The organism is Pedobacter sp. AC402, assembly GCF_979252805.1.
The window spans coordinates 79,508-99,464 of sequence record NZ_CEEDAI010000010.1; the positions used below are offsets into that span (position 1 = coordinate 79,508).

14 protein-coding genes and 1 pseudogene are annotated in these 19,957 nt (G+C 38.3%); 14 read left to right on the top strand and 1 reads right to left on the bottom strand.

Annotated elements, in window-relative coordinates:
• Window positions 1–3 precede the first annotated feature (3 nt).
• Window positions 4–1,440: a SusD/RagB family nutrient-binding outer membrane lipoprotein gene (locus AC0IWE_RS17995; protein ID WP_055909825.1), complete on the top strand. Its 1,437-nt coding sequence runs from the start codon at window positions 4–6 to the stop codon at window positions 1,438–1,440.
• Between the two features lie 361 nt (window positions 1,441–1,801).
• On the opposite strand, the gene AC0IWE_RS18000 is transcribed toward AC0IWE_RS17995, so the two are convergent.
• Window positions 1,802–2,002: a hypothetical protein gene (locus tag AC0IWE_RS18000; protein WP_055909822.1), complete on the bottom strand. Its 201-nt coding sequence runs from the start codon at window positions 2,000–2,002 to the stop codon at window positions 1,802–1,804.
• A gap of 333 nt (window positions 2,003–2,335) precedes the next feature.
• On the opposite strand from AC0IWE_RS18000, the gene AC0IWE_RS18005 reads away from it, so the two are divergent.
• The 13 genes and pseudogenes from AC0IWE_RS18005 to AC0IWE_RS18065 all read left to right on the top strand — a co-directional run bounded on the left by AC0IWE_RS18005 (window position 2,336) and on the right by AC0IWE_RS18065 (window position 19,936).
• Window positions 2,336–3,358 carry a GntR family transcriptional regulator gene (locus AC0IWE_RS18005; RefSeq protein WP_471794139.1) on the top strand — a complete coding sequence of 341 codons (1,023 nt, stop codon included), beginning with the start codon at window positions 2,336–2,338 and terminating at the stop codon, window positions 3,356–3,358.
• Between the two features lie 215 nt (window positions 3,359–3,573).
• Window positions 3,574–4,959 carry a solute:sodium symporter family transporter gene (locus AC0IWE_RS18010; protein WP_471794233.1) on the top strand — a complete coding sequence of 462 codons (1,386 nt, stop codon included), beginning with the start codon at window positions 3,574–3,576 and terminating at the stop codon, window positions 4,957–4,959.
• A gap of 449 nt (window positions 4,960–5,408) precedes the next feature.
• Entirely contained in the window at window positions 5,409–6,353 is a 945-nt protein-coding gene (locus AC0IWE_RS18015; RefSeq protein ID WP_471794140.1) for a TonB-dependent receptor plug domain-containing protein, read from the top strand.
• Window positions 6,328–6,522, top strand: a complete 195-nt coding sequence (locus tag AC0IWE_RS18020) for a hypothetical protein (RefSeq protein ID WP_471794141.1) — start codon at window positions 6,328–6,330, stop codon at window positions 6,520–6,522. Before AC0IWE_RS18015 ends, AC0IWE_RS18020 begins: the two co-directional genes overlap by 26 nt.
• A gap of 31 nt (window positions 6,523–6,553) precedes the next feature.
• Window positions 6,554–8,602: a SusC/RagA family TonB-linked outer membrane protein gene (locus AC0IWE_RS18025; protein ID WP_471794142.1), complete on the top strand. Its 2,049-nt coding sequence runs from the start codon at window positions 6,554–6,556 to the stop codon at window positions 8,600–8,602.
• Complete coding sequence (locus AC0IWE_RS18030) at window positions 8,602–10,533, top strand: RagB/SusD family nutrient uptake outer membrane protein (protein WP_471794143.1); 1,932 nt, start codon at window positions 8,602–8,604, stop codon at window positions 10,531–10,533. Before AC0IWE_RS18025 ends, AC0IWE_RS18030 begins: the two co-directional genes overlap by 1 nt.
• Before the next feature lie 18 nt (window positions 10,534–10,551).
• Window positions 10,552–11,643, top strand: coding sequence for a DUF4959 domain-containing protein (locus AC0IWE_RS18035; protein ID WP_471794144.1), 1,092 nt, complete (start codon window positions 10,552–10,554; stop codon window positions 11,641–11,643).
• A gap of 43 nt (window positions 11,644–11,686) precedes the next feature.
• Window positions 11,687–11,788 (top strand): annotated as a pseudogene (locus tag AC0IWE_RS18040) (DUF5000 domain-containing lipoprotein); the annotation flags it as partial.
• Between the two features lie 28 nt (window positions 11,789–11,816).
• On the top strand, window positions 11,817–13,037 hold the full coding sequence (locus tag AC0IWE_RS18045; protein ID WP_471794145.1) for a DUF4998 domain-containing protein: 1,221 nt from the start codon (window positions 11,817–11,819) through the stop codon (window positions 13,035–13,037).
• 255 nt (window positions 13,038–13,292) lie between these two features.
• A complete protein-coding gene (locus AC0IWE_RS18050) occupies window positions 13,293–15,626 on the top strand; it encodes a glycoside hydrolase family 95 protein (RefSeq protein ID WP_471794146.1) in 2,334 nt (777 codons plus the stop codon).
• Between the two features lie 8 nt (window positions 15,627–15,634).
• Window positions 15,635–17,677, top strand: coding sequence for an alpha-amylase family protein (locus AC0IWE_RS18055; protein ID WP_471794147.1), 2,043 nt, complete (start codon window positions 15,635–15,637; stop codon window positions 17,675–17,677).
• A 47-nt stretch (window positions 17,678–17,724) separates the two neighbouring features.
• On the top strand, window positions 17,725–19,521 hold the full coding sequence (locus tag AC0IWE_RS18060) for an alpha-galactosidase (RefSeq protein ID WP_471794148.1): 1,797 nt from the start codon (window positions 17,725–17,727) through the stop codon (window positions 19,519–19,521).
• On the top strand, window positions 19,499–19,936 hold the full coding sequence (locus AC0IWE_RS18065; RefSeq protein ID WP_471794149.1) for a GH36 C-terminal domain-containing protein: 438 nt from the start codon (window positions 19,499–19,501) through the stop codon (window positions 19,934–19,936). The genes AC0IWE_RS18060 and AC0IWE_RS18065 overlap by 23 nt, the downstream gene beginning before the upstream one ends.
• Window positions 19,937–19,957: the final 21 nt, after the last annotated feature.

Below are 19,957 nucleotides of genomic sequence, written 5' to 3' on the forward strand. Positions count from 1 at the left end.
ATCATGAAAAATAAAAAACTATATATACTCGCCATTTTAGCTATTGCATTTGCATCTTGCAATAAGGAGCTTGATGAAGTAAATATCAATCCGAATGCTCCGGAAATTCCATCACCAGATTATTTATTAACGGGAGCCATCAAAAACACGTCAGATACTTACTGGGGAACTACCAATAATCTTAATTCGAGTTTGCTTTTCGTACAACATTGGGCTAAAGTTCAATATACAGAAGAAGATCGGTTTATCTATTCGAACAGCAGTTTTACCGCCTTATGGGCTACAGGATATGCGCAGAGTATAGCAGGTTTAAATAAAGTAATTGAGCTGGGCGATGCACAGGCGAACCCGAATTATAAAGGTGTGGCACTTGTGCTTAGATCATGGGTGTTTTTATTGCTTACTGATGCTTATGGCGATATCCCTTATACCCAGGCCGGCAAGATTAAACAGTTTGTTACGCCTGTTTATGATAAACAAAGGGATGTGTACTTCAATATCTTAAATGATTTGAAATCTGCACAAAGTGTATTGAACGCTACTTCAGGTGCTCCAAAAATTTCTGGCGATATCCTTTACGGTGGAAACATTACACACTGGAAAGAATTTGCCAACTCATTACGTTTGCGAATTGCACTGCGTATTGCAGATAAGGAACCTGCAAAATCCAAAGCAGTTATCGACGAGATTAATGCCGAAGGAGGAAGCTATATCAATAGTAATGTTTTTAATGCAAAACTAGTTTACCAGGCTTCACCACAACAAAATCCGGTGGCTGCATCATTCGAAACCCGTAATGATTACAGGATCAGTAAAACCATTGTTGATAAACTTATTGGTTTAAATGATCCACGATTGCCAGTTTATGCTAGTAAAACGGAAAATGCGCCACAAGGATATGTTGGTATACCGAATGGCTCTACCAACTCTGAAGCGAGTGCGATTGGTTTGGCAAACTCTTCAAAACCAGGTGCTTATTTTTTAAACCCACTTGCGCCAGCAGTAATTATAAGTTATGCCGAAGTGCTTTTCGATAGGGCAGAAGCAGCAGCACGCGGTTTTACTTCAGAAAATGCAGCAGACTTATACAAACAGGCCATTATAGCTTCGTTTAACCAGTATGGCATAACAGGAAGCCCTGTAGATGCTTACCTTAACCAAGCAGCAGTACAATACGATGCTGGTAACTACAAAAAATCTATCGGTGAGCAAAAATGGATTGCTTTATTTGGTCAGGGTTTAGAAGCCTGGGCAGAACAAAGAAGATTGGATTATCCGCAGTTAACGGCTTCTGTAAATACAGTGTTGAACGGTAAAATTCCGGTACGTTTTATTTATCCAGGTACCGAGCAATCGTTAAACGGTCAGAATTATAAAAATGCAGTGAGCAACCAAGGACCAGATTTATTAACCACCAAACTTTGGTTTGATGCTTTTTAATTAAATGGTAAGTAACATGAAAATCTTTAATAAACAGGTTTACATCATTGCGAAGAACGAGGCAATCTTAATGCGCTGGCTAGTAGCGATCGTTTTATGATTGCTTCTACGTTTCTCCTCGCAATGGCGATAGCTTTACCACTGCAAACTGAAAATAATGTAGTGTTGAAGGGTTTATTATAAGATTTCTCCGCTTTGCTTTGGATAAAATAACGATTGATGGATAGATTTTATCAATGAGAGGTAAAAGTAGAATTCCAATAAAAAAAGCGTTCCAAAATTAAATCGGAACGCTTTTTTTATTTAATCTTCAAAGAAAGAGATACCTCACATCTGGAGATTCCTCTTTTTTTCGAGGTATTCATCTCGCTAAATCTTCAGCAGCATTGCTCGCCCTATTTTTTAAGTCTTCAGTATATCCTTTTGCTTTATCAGCCCATTGCGGTGCTTTATCCAATAATTCATCTACGATTGATTGTCCAGTGATTGGATCTTTCTTGGTGATATATTTAACGCCTGCATATACTGCAGCGCCAATAATTGCTGTTTTTAAAATTCCCATGTTCTTTTCTTTTTTTTATAATTAACATTTCAAAATCACTAAAAGTTTTAGATGATTTTGAAGCCCCGTTGTTACAAAGTTTTATCTTATTGGCAATTAATAGCCATCAGAATAGCATTATATAGGCTACATTTAAAATAATCGGCAAATACCATGGCGTTGGTTATAGCAGCATTAAATTGTAAATTACTATTTAAAAATTAATGATCATTTTATAAATCAGCCTTGCAAGATCGGCTTGCATGATAAATATTACATACATAATCATGATTAAATTTATATATTTCGGCCTAATTAACCTCCTATAAAATCGATTAAACCAAATATTGCTGCATGAATAAGGAAAAGCTGTTCAATGAAATCAAAGAGTTGAGCATCATAAATTCTTTCTCGAAGCACGAACAGCTTGTACAGGGAATCATTAATGGCTTAAACCATAAGTTAATTGCCAAGGGCGATATTTTGCCCTCGGTAAACGAAATGATGAGAGAAACCGGTTTCGCTAAAGAAACCATCGGTAAGGCCTATAAGGAGCTGATTAGCAGGGGGATTTTGGAGTCGAAAAATAGGATGGGTTATTTTGTAGCTACTGACGATACCGAGCAACACCTTAAAGTTTGTTTGTTAATTTATGCATTTGATACTTTCCAGGAGACTTTTTACCAGAATTTTCGTGATCATTTAGGCGAAAACATCCAGGTTGATGTATATTTCCACCACAACAATTTTAGTGTTTTCGAATCGATCATCAACAGCAATAAAGGGCAGTACGGCCTGTATGTTGTAGCCCCGATAGAAAGTGAGGCTGCCAAAGTGGTATTGGAACAGTTACCTAAAGAAAAGTTGCTCATCGTAGATCGGTACATAGCACTTAAAGGCGAGTATTCGTACATCGTTCAAGAATTTAAGAAAGCATCATACAACGCTTTTTTACAGCTTCCCTCCAGGATCAAAGAATTTTCTCAGTTTGTTTTCTTCTTCAAACCATCGTCGGCCGAACCGAATGAAGTACTGCTTTCTTTTAAACGTTTTGTGAAAGAATTTAAAATTAACGGGGTAATTAAAAACAGTTATGAACCGGGCAGCATTGAGCGCGGAAAGGTTTATTTTACCATTCACAACCTCGAACTTTGGGAAATGCTTAAAGATACCAAGGTGAAAGGATTGAAAGTGGGCAAAGATTTAGGCATTCTCTCTCATAACGATGATAACGTAAAAGAGATCATTTTTGATGGAATTACCACATTTTCGATTGATTTTGCCGAAATGGGTCGTTTAGCAGCCGAATTTGTGCTCAACCTGAAGCCTATAAAACATGTAATGGAAAATAAACTTATCAGAAGAAATTCTCTTTAACACCATCGCGTGGGTACTACAGCAATCATTAGCTTTATTTTGTTTACGGTACTTGCCGCAACAATATCCTATTTTAAAACAAGGAAAACACAGCGCACCACCGTCACAGGCTTTTTTTTCGCCAACCGAACAAACGGCTTTATTATCATTGGTGCTTCACTTTTTTTAGCAACATCAGCGCCAATCAGTTTATCGGCGAAAACGAATCGGTTTACATCAATAACATGTCGGTAATAGGGTGGGGAATCTCCTCTATTCTGGCCATGATCATTGTATCCGAATTTTTTATTCCTATTTATTTCAAAACAGGCATCCGCACAATTCCCGATTTTTTAGAGAAACGTTACGACAAGCAAACCAAAACGCTCGTATCGGTCGTATTTCTTTTTAGTTACATCATAAACCTGCTTCCATCGGTACTTTATGGTGGGGCTGTTGCTTTTAGTAACCTGATTAACCTTTCGGGTTTTCACCTGTCGTATTGGGAAAGTATATGGATATTTGTATGGGTAATGGGTTTAATCGGTTCGGTTTATACCATTTTAGGTGGTTTTAAAGCTATTACCATTTCTGATACTGTGCTGAGTGCCGGTATGCTCATTTTAATTATAGCCCTGCCTTATTATGGATTGCGTTATTTGGGAAATGGCGATTTCTTTGGCGGACTTTCTGCCGTACTCTCTACCAAAAAAGAACACCTTAACTCAATTGGGAGTAGCAGTGATGCCGTACCATTTTCGACCTTGTTTACAGGAATGCTGATTGTTAATCTATATTACTGGGGGATGGAGCAGTACATTATTCAGCAGGTGCTGGCGGCCAAAAGTTTGGAAGAGGGGCAGAAAGGAATTGCGTTAACCTGTTTTGCCAAATTGCTATGTCCGTTACTGATTAATATACCGGGTTTAATCGCTGTACATTTGTACCCCGTTTTAAGCAATACCAACCAGGTATTTCCGCTGCTGATTAAAGATGTGTTGCCTCCGGTTTTAACCGGTTTATCGGCCTGTGTGCTTTTTGGTGCTGCCATTACCACTTTTAATGCCGGGTTAAACAGTTCGAGTACTTTATTTCTTTTAAATTTATACAAACCCTTTAAAGAAAAACAAGGCCAAACCCTTTCAGATAAAAGTTTATTGCGTACAGGGCGGTTGTTTCAAATTGCGGTTTCACTTTTTGCAATGGTTTTTGCGCCATTTATAATTTTCTCTAAACATGGTTTTTACGAGTACCTGCAAAAAATAAGCGCAATATTTAGTCTGCCAATTTTTACAATCATTTTTTTAGGGTTTATTACCAAAAAAATGCCCCCCATAGCTGCTAAAATCGGAATGATTTTCTTTATCACCTGTTACGTATTAAGCGAATGGGTATTTACCATTCACCTTCATTACCTGCACACACTTGCCATTATTTTCTTAATCACCATCGCATTAATGTTGATTATTTCCAAAATGCATCCCAATCAAAGTCCTTACAAACTCGTTCTGGATAATAAAATAGAAATAATTCCATGGCGCAGCAGGCATTATTACCATGCAGTATTAATTTCGCTCATGGCACTCGTCTTTTTCATTTTTTCGAGCTACATACTGGCCTAAGCTGATTGATTATTCTTAAACGTTTTATTTAAGAAACTTGGATTATTAATTATTTTGTTTATCATTGTATCAGAAAATAATAGGATAGGATAGGATAGGTCAAAAATTACAATTTGTGATCTTTCTTTAACCATTTTGTTTCTCCTTAAAAAAAGGGCATAGGGCAAATAAGATGTTTAAGTAACTGTTCTTCAATCCTGAGCATATTTTCTATTAACCAAATAATCCAAAATTATGAGAAATTTTACTACATGTGCAGCAATGCAAATCTTTGCTTCGATTGCAAAAAGATGGCGAACAGAGTTACAAAATCTTAAAAGAGATTAATTCCTGTCTATTCACATCTACCTACAATTTTTTAATTCATCATTTAAAAGCTAATTGGCAAATGAAGCAATTATTTTTGTTTTTTAGGCACCTTTCGGTGTCTGGCAGGCTGAAAAAATGCATTGGTATCGGCAGGTTCGGTACTTGTATTTTTCCTGATTTTTATGCCTGTAAAAGGTTATTCCCAGGTGGGAAAGAAAACCATTACAGGTAAAGTTACGGATACTTTGGGAGTAGGGCTTCCGGGTGTAACCGTGGCAGTAGTGAACAAGGTTAATGTGGGTACCCAAACCGATAATAATGGTAAATATGTACTTGATGTAGCTCCGGGAGAAATTCTTCGGTTTTCATACGTGGGTTATCGCGAACAAAGAGCTACTGTGGGTACAGCTAACGTACTAAACATTAAATTGGCAGAAGAAAACATGCTTTCTGAAGAGGTTGTTATTACCGCCCTTGGCCAAAAGCAACGCAAAGAAGCTTTAGTAGGCTCGGTTACTACAGTAAAAGTAGGTAACCTTAAAATCCCTTCAAGTAATTTAACCAATGCACTTTCGGGGCAGATTGCAGGTGTAATCGGTTACCAGCGTAGCGGACAGCCGGGACAAGATAATTCGCAGTTCTTTATCCGCGGGGTAACTACTTTTGGTTATAAACAAGATCCGCTAATTTTAATTGATAACGTTGAACTAACCAGTTCTGACCTTGCAAGGCTTCAGGTAGATGATATTGAAAGTTTTTCTATCCTTAAAGATGCAAGTGCTACAGCATTATATGGCGCAAGGGGAGCAAACGGCGTAATTTTGGTTGCAACTAAATCAGGTAAAGAAGGGAAGGCGAAAATTAGTTTCCGTTTGGAGAATTCTGCATCTCAGTCAGTTCAGAGTTTACAACTTGCAGATCCAATTACTTACATGAGGCTTTTTAATGAAGCCACTATTGGAAGAGGAATGGATCCTATGTTTACGCCTAATCAGATTATCAATACCCAGGCAACGATTAATAAAAGCCCTGGTTATAACGAATATGTTTACCCAGCGGTTGATTGGCTTGATATGCTGTTTTAAAAAACGCACGAGTACGCAAAGGGCTAATCTTGGTATTAGCGGAGGCGGTGGCGTAGCCCGTTATTATATTGCAGGCTCTTATAACCTTGATAATGGTATACTTAAAGAAGATGAGCGGAATAACAACGATAATAATGTGAAGTTCCGCAATTATCAACTTCAGGTCTAACATTAATATAGATTTAAGCAAAACAACAGAAATGGTGGTGCGTTTATCCGGTAATTTCAGTGAGTATAACGGACCTTTGGCTACAGATGGTGGATTTTCTACCGATTTATACAATATCGCTGTACATACAAGTCCTGTTTCATTTCCCGCATTTTATCCAGCTGATGCGGCCAATCAGAATGCTCAGCATATTTTATTCGGAAATAGAGGTGGAGCGGGAGTTAACAGTATTCTGGATAATAATCCCTATGCTGCTATGTTACGCGGCCACAAGAATTCATCCGAATCTCGCATGTCTGCGCAGTTTGAAGTTAACCAAAAATTAGATTTCTTTACAGAAGGTCTTTCATTCAAATCTATTTTTAGCACAAACCGGTATTCTTATTTTGATTCGCAAAGAGCCTATTCACCTTTTTACTATAATATTGGTTCCTATGATAAACAAAGCAATACCTATGTTTTAAATTGGCTTAATTCATCTGTAACTGATGGTGCACCCAATATTGCACAAGAATACCTGTCTTATAACCCCGGCAATACCAATATCAATACTTTCCTGTATGCACAGGCATCATTAAATTATGATAAGGCTTTTGGCAACCATAATGTAAGTGGCACAGTAATCGGTACCGCACAACAAACTGTGTTTAGTAATGCAAGTTCATTACAAAATTCGCTTCCCTACCGAAACCTGGGTTTAGCCGGACGCTTAACTTATTCGTACAAGAGCCGTTATTTTGTTGAAACCAATTTTGGCTATAACGGATCTGAAAGGTTTTCGGAAGATCATCGGTTTGGTTTTTTTCCAACCATTGGTGCAGGATGGGTGCTTTCTAATGAAGAATTCTGGAAGGGTGGAATTTCCAATGTAGTTAATCGCTTAAAATTAAGAGGTAGTTATGGTATTGTGGGTAACGATGCTATTGGAGCACAACGTTTCTTTTATATCTCTGATGTGAATTTAAACGGTGGCGGAAATTATGCTCAGTTTGGTTTCAATGGTGGCTCTAACCGCAGTGGGGTATTTATTAACAATTATGAAAATAAGGATGTTACGTGGGAAACATCACAACAAACCAATTTAGCTTTGGAAGCTACACTGTTCAAAAACCTGAATTTAATTGCAGAGGTATACAATAACTATCGTTATGATATTTACATGAGCCGTGCAAATCTGCCAACTACACTTGGTTTAGAAGCCAGTGTGGGAGCAAATGTTGGGGAGGCTAGATCGCGAGGTATTGATTTATCATTAGATTATAAGTTTAATGTAAATGTGTTTTCTTTCGCTGTACGCTCTAACTTAACTTTTGCTAAAAATAAATACATTAATTATGAAGAACCGCAATGGGCAGAATCTTATAGATATACTACAGGGCAGCCCATTAGCAGGAACTATGGTTACATTGCCGAACGTTTGTTTGTTGATGATAAAGAAGTACAAAATTCACCCACACAAATCTTTTCTGCAAATGGTAAGGCTCCTCGTGCCGGCGATATTAAATACCGAGATTTAAATAATGATGGTAGAATTGATGAGGCAGATAAGGCTTATATAGGTTTTCCTCAATCTCCGGAAGTAGTATACGGTTTTGGATTTAGTTCATCATACAAAGGTTTCGATCTTTCTGCCTTTTTTACTGGTCAGGATAGAATGACTTTCTTTATCGATCCAACACGGGTAAGTCCATTTGTTCCCAGTAACCAGCAATACATTATAGGAAATACCCAATTGCTTAAAGATTTTGCCGATAATCACTGGTCGCCAGAAAACCAAAATCTTTATGCCCTTTATCCTAGATTGGCTGTAAACAGTGCCGATTTAGAAAACAATGCACAAACCAGTACCTGGTGGATGAGAAACGGGCGGTTGATGAGGTTAAAATCAGTGGAGTTTGGCTATACCCTCCCTCAGCGAATTTCATCAAAAATTAAGCTTAATTCCTGCCGGATTTACTTCAATGGACTGAATCTCCTAACCTGGAGTCCGTTTAAAATGTGGGATCCCGAACAAGGTGGAAACGGCTTTGCCTATCCGATACAAAAGGTATTCAATGTTGGTCTTAACGTAACGTTATAATGAAAACGATAAAAAAATATTTCAAATACAGCTGCATTGTTTTAATCCTTTGCAGCACTGTATCCTGTAAAAAATACCTGGATGTAACCCCTGATGATATTGGTACGCTTGACTATGCTTTTAGGAATAGAAATGAAGCAGAAAATTACCTTTACTCATGTTATGCCTATTTACAAAGGATGAACGATGTAGCTTCAAATCCAAGTTTTACCACATCATCAGAATTGATATATTCCAATACCCTTGATAATTTCCAAGGATTTAACAGAACCGGCTTTAATTTGCTGCGCGGAACTCAGACAGCTGCAAAACCAGGTTTAAATACCTGGGATGGCGAAGAAGGAAGCTATAGCCTTTGGCGTTCCATCAGGATTTGTAATATCATGCTGGAGAATATTGACAAGCCAATTGATTTAGGTGCAACAGAAAAAAAGCGCTGGACCGCCGAAACTAAGTTTTTAAAAGCCTATTATCATTACGTTCTGTTTAAAATGTATGGTCCAATACCGCTGATTAAAAACAATTTAGCTATAAACAGCACTACTGATGAGGTAAGAATCAAACGTGCTACAATTAATGAATCGGTTGATTATATCGTATCGCTTTTAGACGAAGCAATTCCTGATTTACCAGCAACAATTACCAGCCAGGCTACAGAGTTGGGGAGAGTAACCAGCGTAATTGCACTTTCGGTAAAGGCAGATGTGTTGGCAACAGCAGCTAGTCCACTTTTTAACGGTAATCCTGATTATATAAGCTTTAAAGATAAAGAAGGAATAAGTCTTTTTCCATCTGCTTATGATGCACAAAAATGGAAGAAAGCCGCTGATGCTGCCAAAGTTGCCATTACTGCAGCAGAAGCACAGGGAATTAAGTTATATACTTTCACTTCACCATCAACCGTTGGCAAATTATCTGATTCAATAAAAAGACAGCTTGATGTCCAAAATGCTGTAGCAGAAAGATGGGAGTTAAACTCAGAAATCATCTGGGCATCAAATCCCGAATTTAATTACCAGGGATTTGCAACACCAAGACTTACAGCTAAATCAGCAGTAAATAATTTTTCGAATCCTTCAACATTTTCTGCTCCAATAAGTACGCAAGAGCTGTTTTATACCGTAAATGGTGTGCCAATTACAGAAGATAAAACATGGGATTATGCAGGTAGAAATACTATAAAAGCTGGCGATAATGCCAGTAGATACTATATACAACAAGGATATGAAACGATAAAAGGTCATTTTGCAAGAGAAACCCGTTTTTACGCAGATGTTGCTTTCGATGGTGGAATTTGGTTTGGAAATGGACGAAACAATCAGGATGATCCTTCAAATCCTTTATACTATGTATCAGCAAGAGGTAACGGTTTTGCAGCACCAAGTGATAACATCAGATTAAACATTACAGGTTACTGGCCTAAAAAATTGGTAAGCTATGCTTCAGTTTATGATGATGGTTTTCAGCCTTCTGCCTTCCGTTTGCCATTGATTAGATTAGCGGGATTATATCTCCTTTACGCTGAAGCGTTAAATGAAGTAAACGGACCAACAGCAGAAGTATTCACTTATATTGATAAGGTTAGACAAAGGGCTGGTTTACAAGGTGTACAGGCCTCATGGACCAACTTTTCAAGAAACCCCAATAAATTTAGTACCAAAGATGGTTTAAGGCAGATTATTCACCAGGAAAGACGGATTGAATTGTGCTTTGAAGGCCAGAGTGGCTGGGATTTAAGAAGATGGAAAGAGCTTCAGGCGGTATTGAACAACCCGATTCAAGGTTGGAGCATTAATAATGCCGAAGCAATTAACTATTATCGTCCAACAACGCAGTTTATTCCGGTTTTTGGCTTAAAAGATTATTTGTGGCCAATTAAAAGCTACGATTTGGTGGTTAACCCAAATTTAGTTCAAAACCCTTACTGGTAGTTTAAAATATTTAAAGACATGAAGAATATTAAAAATAGTATTTACTTAGTCCTTATAATTTCCATGGCATTGAGCATTGCTGCCTGCAAAAAGATGGAAACCTATAACGATCCTGCTTCTTCAGATATGACGAAACCAGGTGTAGTATCCAATATTAAAGTTGAAAATTTTAACGGTGGCGCATACATTACCTATGCATTGCCAAACTCCAAAAATCTGTTGTATGTACTGGCCCGTTACAAAATAAATGGCGTAACCACCAGAGAAACAAAATCGAGTTATTATTCTGACTCGATTATGGTAGATGGTTTTGCGAAAAAGCAAGGTTACGAGGTTACTTTGTATGCGGTAAGCAGGGCAGAGGTTAAATCAGATCCTGTTGTGGTAAAGGTAAATCCTGATACACCACCATATTTGTTAGCCAAACCAACCATTAACGCTGAGGCAGATTTTGGCGGGATAAAAATTACCGGCTTTAATCCATTAAAAAACAATTTAGGGGTTATTGTTTTAGGTGTAAATGATGCCAATGTATCTGATGTGATTGATCAGCACTATGGTAAAACCGATACAATATCCTATTCGGTAAGAGGTTATGCACCAATTCCAAAGAAAATCGGCTATTATGTTACCGATAATTTTGGAAATATCTCCGATACAACGTACAAAACGATCACACCATTTTTTGAAACCATACTTGATCGGAATAAGTTCTTTCAATATAAACTTCCTTCGGATGGTGAGATTGCATATGGCTGGGATCTTCCTTATTTATGGGATGGTAAAACAGATGGCAACTCGAACGGATGGCACACTGCGCCAGGTGGTGCAATGCCTGCAATAGCCACCTTTGGCTTAGGCATCAGTGCAAAATTAAGCCGATTTATTTTATGGGAGAGGCCAGATGGTGGAGATAAATATGCCTACGGACATGGAAACCCAAAAGTATTCTCAATTTGGGGATCTGATTTATCCAACCCACGAGATGCGCAACTGCCATTATCAGCACCTGTTGGTACGGTAATCGGAGATTGGGTTAACATGGGCAATTATAATTTTCCAAATCCACCTTCGGGCTTAGACTCCTGTAGCACACACCACCGCAGATAATGATTTTGTAAAGGCAGGTGTAAGTTTCAACTTTCCGCTTACCGCCCCTAAAGCGCGTTATATCCGTTTGTCTGTAAGCACAACATGGTCTAACGGTACTTTTGCTCACGCAATGGAAATGGCATTTTATGGCGATCCACGGTAATAATGAATACAAAAGATAAATTTCAGTTATGAAAAATATATATAAAATTAGTGGGCTGCTATTGTTGCTGATAACAATAATCATCAGCTGCACAAAAGATGACCTTGCCTTTAAAGACTATTTAAAAGATGGCGAGATTGTTTATCCTGGTCGCGTAGCCAATATTGTAACAAAACCAGGTAATTTAAGAACAGCTTTATGGTGGAATCCAAGTCCAGATCCAAGCATCAGCAAATATGTGGTTTACTGGAACAATAATGCCGATTCAGTAGTGGTAAATTCTGGTAGCCACAATCCTTTAGATACCATTAAAGTAACCATTCCCAACTTAAAAGAATATACATATACTTTTACCGTATATTCTTACGACGCACAAGGCCATAAATCGATCCCGATTGAAGCCAGAAACGTTAGGGTATATGGCCCATTATACCAATCAGGGCTATTAAACAGGCCATATAACGCAACAAATCCCTATATTCTAAATGGAAACGGATCTGTACAGTTAAATTTTAAAACGCCAGATACCATTAATGTAAATACCATTGTTCGCTATACCAATACCACGGGTGCTACCATAGATAAAATACTTTTGCCTGCAGATACAGCTCTTACGCTAACCGATTATAAAGCAGGAACAAGTATATTGTACAAATCATCTTATATTCCAGGTAAGGGATCATTAGATGTGTTTGCCGTAAGCGATTTTTCTACCTTTCCTCAAATTTTTACTTATGTACTTTGCGACCGTTCGCTTTTTGCAGAAGTACGTTTGCCTGGCGATGCACAAACTTATGAGTCTGGCACAAGCATCAGCAAGCTTTGGGATGGAAGTGTTGGTCCGCAGAGTTATCCTAATATTTTTCACAGTGCAGGTAACAGCGGTATGCCACATGTAATTACCTTCGATTTAGGTAAAATTTATACTAATTTATCGCGTATAGAAGAAACCGGAAGAGATTGCTGTAATAATCCCGATCGCTTCGAAGTTTGGGGCACAGCCGATTTAAGCAACGCCACCACAACATTATCGGCAAGTGATAATGGCTGGCCTGCACAAGCAATAAGCAAAGGATGGACTTTATTAAAAGATGTAACCAGAACGGATGACGGGAAAAATGCTTTTACTGCTGAGTTAGATAATGCAGGTAAACCGATTCGTTATATTCGCATTAGGATTAAACATGTAACAACTGGAGATGGAAATTATAGCAATATGAGTGAAATCAGGTTCTGGAACAAACAGTAACAACACAAGCGTCGTCATTTCGACTGTAACGGAGTCCGGATGTTAAATTAGGAGAGAGCTGTCTTAATAAATTTCTCTTCCTCGTTTCACTACGGTCGAAATGACGATTGCTTTAGTAGAAAGGGATTAATTAATTGTAGTTACCCTGAATTTATTTCTGAGTGTACGATATATAATAGATGCTGAAATGAATTCAGCAAGAGGATTTTTATTAACTTAATCCATTACAAATTACAATAACACACAAATTAAAATATGCATCGAAAGTTACTGATCATTACTTCACTATTCTTCTTTTTAACGGCTAACTATGCAATGGCGCAACAAAAGCCGCTATTGCTTTGGTACGATAAACCTGCCAAAATATGGGAAGAAACCCTTCCTTTAGGCAACGGTAAACTCGGCATGACGCCTGATGGAGGCGTCGATAAAGAAAACATAGTGCTTAACAACATTACCTTGTGGAGTGGAGGAAAACAGGATGCCAATAATTATGAAGCCTATAAGAGTTTGCCAAAAATCAGACAACTCATTCTTGAAAGCAAAAATGATGAAGCCCAAGAATTGGTTAACCGCAATTTTGTGTGCAAAGGGCAGGGCTCAGGAGGGGCAAACTGGGGTAAATATCAAACTTTGGGCAATTTGCAGCTTGAGTACGAATATCCTGGAGTTAAGGAAACAAAACCTGAAGCCTATAAAAGGACTTTATCACTCGATCAGGCAGTAGCTGTTACTGAATTTACGCTCAACGGTGTGAAATATAAGCGGGAATATTTTTGCAGTTTTGATGATGATGTTGCTATTATCCGCATAACATCCGATCAACCTAAAAAACTAAATTGCAACATTTCCATTAACAGACCCGAAAAGGCAACACTTGCCAGCCAGGGCAATGAATTGTTGATGTTCGGTCAGTTAGATAACGGAACCGATGGAAAAGGCATGAAGTACATGAGCCGGGTGAGCACAACACTTAAAGATGGCACGGTTACGAGCCAGGGCAACATACTTAAAATTAAAGATGCAACCGAAATTATCATTTATGTTGCCGCTGAAACTGATTTTATCCATTCTGATTTCGAATCAAACGTAAAAAATGTACTTCAGGCAGCAAAGAAGAAAGCTTTTGCAACTGAACTGGCCAATCATCGTGCAAACTTCGGTAAGTTATTTAACCGCTTAAAAATTAATTTGGGTGAAGGTGATGCAGCAAAACTGCCTACAGATGTTAGGTTAGAACGCTATTATAAAGATTACAAAAATGATGTATCGCTTAGCGCATTATTTTTCCAGTTTGGCCGGTATTTAAGCATCAGTAGCACCCGGGTTGGGCTTTTACCTCCAAATCTTCAGGGTTTATGGGCAAATCAGATCAACACACCATGGAACGGAGATTACCACCTGGATGTTAACGTACAGATGAACCACTTCGCTATTGAGCCTGCTAATCTTTCTGAACTTAATCTTCCACTGGCAGAATTGGTACGAAATTTAACTGCAAATGGCGCAAAAACAGCGAAAGCTTATTACAATGCTGATGGGTGGATTGCACATGTAATTACAAATGTTTGGGGATTTACAGAGCCCGGAGAAAGTGCATCATGGGGTGCTTCAAATGCAGGTTCGGGTTGGTTATGCAGCAACCTTTGGGATCATTTTGCTTACAGTCGCGATTTAAAATACCTTAAAAGCATTTACCCAATTTTAAAAGGATCGGCAGCATTTTACCAGAGTGCATTGGTTAAAGATCCGAAAACGGGCTGGTTGGTTACCTCTCCATCGGTATCGCCCGAAAATAGCTTCTATTTACCAAACGGAAAAACAGCAAGCATTTCAATGGGACCAACCATTGATAACCAAATTGTGAGGGAGCTTTTTAATAACGTTATTACCGCAGCAAAACTGCTTAAGGTAGATGCAGCATTCAGTGCATCGTTACAAGAAAAACTAAAATCTATTCCACCTGTGGGTGTAATTAGTAAAGATGGCCGTATACAAGAGTGGTTGGAAGATTATAAGGAAACTGATCCTCAGCACCGCCACATTTCACACTTATATGGCGTTTATCCGGCCGGATTAATTACACCAACATCAACGCCGGCATTGGCCGAAGCCGCTAAAAAAACACTCGAAGTAAGAGGAGATGACGGCCCAAGTTGGTCTATTGCCTATAAACAGATATTTTGGGCAAGATTACAGGATGGTAACCGTGCATTTAAACTTTTTAGAGAGATTTTAAAACCTACTTTACGCACCGATATCAATTATGGAGCCGGTGGCGGTGTTTATCCGAACATGTTATCAGCCGGACCACCATTTCAGATTGACGGAAACTTTGGTGCCACCGCGGCCATTGCCGAAATGCTGATCCAGAGTCATGATGGTTTTATCGAATTGCTCCCTGCCGTACCTGATGCTTGGAAAACATTTGGCGAAATAAAGGGATTAAAAGCCAGAGGCAATTTTACAGTGGATATGAACTGGAAAAATGGTAAAATCACCTCTTATAAAATAGCTTCGGCATTACCCCAAAAGGTAAAAGTTAAAATAAACGGAAAACTGACCACCATCACATCGGTTAAACTTTAAAACTGAACATGATTTTTAAATTTTTATTCAGGCATAAGTCGCTTTTAACATTAAGCATATTGCTCTTTCTAATCAATCCGGCTTTTGCAACGGTAATAAATTATGGCAAAGCCGGAAAAATAGATTATAACCTGCAAACCGGTACTTTTAATGTGTACAATGGAAGCAAAAGCCTGTTGTTAAACGGTTTTTCTCAGGCAAATATCAATCAAAAGATAGTGAGCTCGAAAGAATACAAACAAATTAGCTATACCAAATCTTCAATTAAAGATGGATTTGGAGAAGGTTTTAAATATAGTTTTCATTTAAAGCAGAAAGGTTTACCCGATATGCTTCAAATATTTTATACTTATAGCAATGCTGATTATTTTCTGATCGAAATTACATTAAAAGGAGCTGATTTATCGAGTAACCACATGGTACCTTTAAGTGGATCGCTGATTGATGACGACACTTTGGATACACCCACAAGTTTATTTGTACCCTTTGATAACGATACCTTTATTTCGTACAATACCAGCCCGCTGAAAAGTAATACAAGCAATCAAAGTGCAGAAGTTACAGCTTTATACCATGATTTATCTAGAAAAGGTATTGTAATTGGATCAGTAGAACATCAGAATTGGAAAACTGGCATCATTACGGCTATGGATAAGGATAAAAATATAAGTCTGCAAGCCATTTCCGGGTTTACCGATGAAAAAATTACCCGCGATAAAATTGAACATGGTTATTTAAAAGGGAATGCAATTAGTTCGCCAAAGGTGTTTTTTGGTGTTTTTGCTGACTGGCGCGAGGGAATGGAAACTTATGCGAAAGCAAACCGTATAGCTGAACCACCAATTGTTTTTAAATGGAAGGCGGGCACACCTGTAGGCTGGAACAGCTGGGGTGCCATGCAAGAGAAGATAACCCTAGAAAAGGCGAACCAGGTAACAGATTTTTTTGCTGATAGTTTGAAGGCCTTCAGAAATGGTGATGTGGCATATATCGACCTGGATTCGTATTGGGACAATCTTTTAACTGGAGGTTTACATGGCGATTACTCAAAACTTAAATCCTTTGCCGACCATGCAAAGACTAAAGGATTAAAACCCGGTATATACTGGGCACCTTTTGTTGATTGGGGCTTTGCTGCGGGTGGAAAACGTGTAGCAGATGGCAGTTTTTATACTTTTGAGGGCATGTGGACAAAAGTTGGTGGCGCATACCACGATCTTGATGGTGCCCGGGCATTGGATCCCACACATCCTGGTACCCAACAGCGCATTAAAACCGTAATTAATAAGTTTAAGGAATGTGGTTTCGAAATGATCAAGATTGATTTTTTAGGTCATGCCGCAATAGAATCAGACCGTTTTTACGATCCCAAAATTACAACAGGTATGCAGGCTTACAAAGCTGGTATGGAATTTCTGCTCAAACAGCTGGATGATAAAATGCTGGTATACGCAGCCATATCGCCAAGTTTGGCTTCAGGACGTTATGTTCATGTACGCAGAATTGCCTGTGATGCATTTAAATCAATAAAAGATACCGAATACACATTAAATAGCGTAAGTAACGGCTGGTGGCAAACTTACCTTTACGATTATATTGATGCCGACCATGTGGTTTTTGGCGATCAATCTGAAGGTGAAAATACAGCAAGGTTTTTATCGGCCATTGTTACCGGAACCTGCATTACCGGGGATGATTTTTCGCGCAAGGGCAAATGGACCAACACCGCAGAGCGTTTGCTGAACAACAGCGAAATTTTAGATGTTTTGAAAAATGGAAAGGCATTTGTTCCCGTTGAAGGTAATAGCGGTAAATCTGCTTCGCAACTTTTTATAAAAGATATTAGCGGTGTAAAATACCTCGCTATTTTTAATTACGAAAATGAAACGAAAGGTTACAAAATCGATTTTTCGAGATTAGGCTTAAATGCAACAGAAGTTTACCTTTCAGAAAACCTTTTAATCAAAGAAACTAATCAGCTTAAAAATAACCAGGTAATTAACCTAAAAGCCAAAGATGCTGTTATTTTTAAAATAAAACTTAAGCCCTAAAATCAACCAAATATCTATAAAACATTATTGAATTACTATTGAAAGAAATGAACAGATTACATCAACTTACCTATTATTTTAAGCATGGCGCAGTGGCAATCGCCGTTTCACTTTTTACCCTCGCAACTGTTAATGCGCAAACCATAATTCCTATTGAAACCGCTCATAATGCGTTGGTTTTACAGGCAGATGCAAAAAAAGATCTTAAAACTATTTTCTTTGGTAAAAAACTAGCCAATAAAGAAGAATATAGCCAGGTTAGCGGTCAATATAAGCAGACAGACGATTACAGTGAGCAACTTAATGCTGCCTACACCCCTTCGGGATCGAGAAACCTGGTGGAACCTGCCATAAGTGTTACACATGCAGATGGCAATAATTCACTCGATTTAAGTTACGTTGATCATACTGTTACTGCCATTGATGATAATGTAAGCCTGTTAAAAATCAGGTTGAAAGATCCTGCCTACAATTTTGAGGTAACATTATTTTACAAGTCCTTTTATAAGCAGGATGTAATTGAACAGTGGACAGAAATTAAACACAGCGAAAAAGGCATAGTGACTTTAAATAAGTATGCGTCAGCAAATTTGCACCTTAAATCGCCACATTTTTGGCTTAACCAGTACCATGGTGATTGGGCAAAAGAAATGCAGCCTGAACAAAGTGAACTTACACATGGCATTAAAACATTGGATAGTAAACTTGGTACAAGGGCCAATCTTTTCCAGCCATCGGTTTTTATGATTTCGCTTGATAAACCTGCAGAAGAAAATGAAGGTAATGTGTTGTATGGCGCTTTGGAATGGAGCGGAAATTTTAAAATCGACCTGGAGCTTGATTATCAAAATAACCTGCGCATTATTGCGGGAATGAACAATTATGCTTCACCTTACAGCTTAAAGCCTGGTGAACTGTTTACCACACCAGCATTTTTATATACTTTTTCCAACCAGGGTAAAGGAGATGCCAGTAGAAAATTACAAAACTGGGCACGTAACTATAAAATACTCGATGGTAAGGGCAGTAGATTAACACTCCTGAACAATTGGGAAGCTACTTATTTCGACTTTAACGAACAGAAACTCGCTGATTTATTAAAAGATACTAAAAAATTAGGGGTTGATTTATTTTTGCTCGACGACGGATGGTTTGGAAATAAATATCCAAGAAACGACGACCATGCGGCCCTGGGCGACTGGCAGGAAAACAAAAAGAAATTGCCAAACGGCATCTCTTCACTGGTAAAGGAAGCCGATAATGTTGGTACTAAGTTCGGTATCTGGATTGAACCTGAAATGGTAAGCCCAAAAAGCGAATTGTATGAGAAGCATCCAGATTGGGTAGTAAAACAACCTAACCGACCAGAACACTATTTCAGAAACCAATTGGAACTTGATCTTTCGAACCCCAAAGTACAAGATTTTGTTTTTGGCGTGGTTGATGGTCTGTTTACCAAAAACCCTAAGTTGGCTTATATAAAATGGGATTGTAACGCGGTAATTTACAATGCCTACTCTGCACATTTAAAAAACCAGTCGCATTTTTATATCGATTATGTAAGGGGATTGTATAGTGTATTACAACGCATTCGTGCAAAATACCCAACCGTACCAATGATGTTGTGTTCTGGTGGTGGCGGCCGGGTAGATTATGGTGCTTTACAGTATTTTACAGAGTTTTGGCCGAGCGATAATACCGATCCCTTAGAAAGGATTTTTATGCAATGGGAATATTCTTATTTCTATCCTGCCGTGAGTCAGTTCAAACCATGTTACCGATTGGGGCAAACAATCTATCAAGTTCCGAACAGATGTAGCCATGATGGGAAAGCTGGGTTTTGATATTGTAGTGAGTAAATTACCCGAAAAAGAACTTCAGTTTTGTCAGGAAGCCATTAAAAATTACAACGATGTGAAAGCAATCATCTGGCAGGGCAATCAGTACCGTTTAGCCGATCCACGTTCTGGGAGTGTAGCATCAATGTTGTATGTTAACGAAGAGAAAACCGAAGGTGTAATTTTTAATTACCAAGTGAATTACCGCTATGGTGAAAGTAGCAAATATCCGGTTAAATTAAACGGTTTGGATGCCAATAAAAAATATCAGATTAAAGAGATTAATCTTTTTCCAGGAACGAAATCGCCAATTGATGGCAGTAGAACTTATACAGGAGATTTCTTAATGAATATAGGCTTTAACCCAATTTTAAACACGGATAGGACCAGTGTAGTGTTGAAGTTTGAGGAAGTGAAGTAAAATTGAGCGATTGTCATTGCC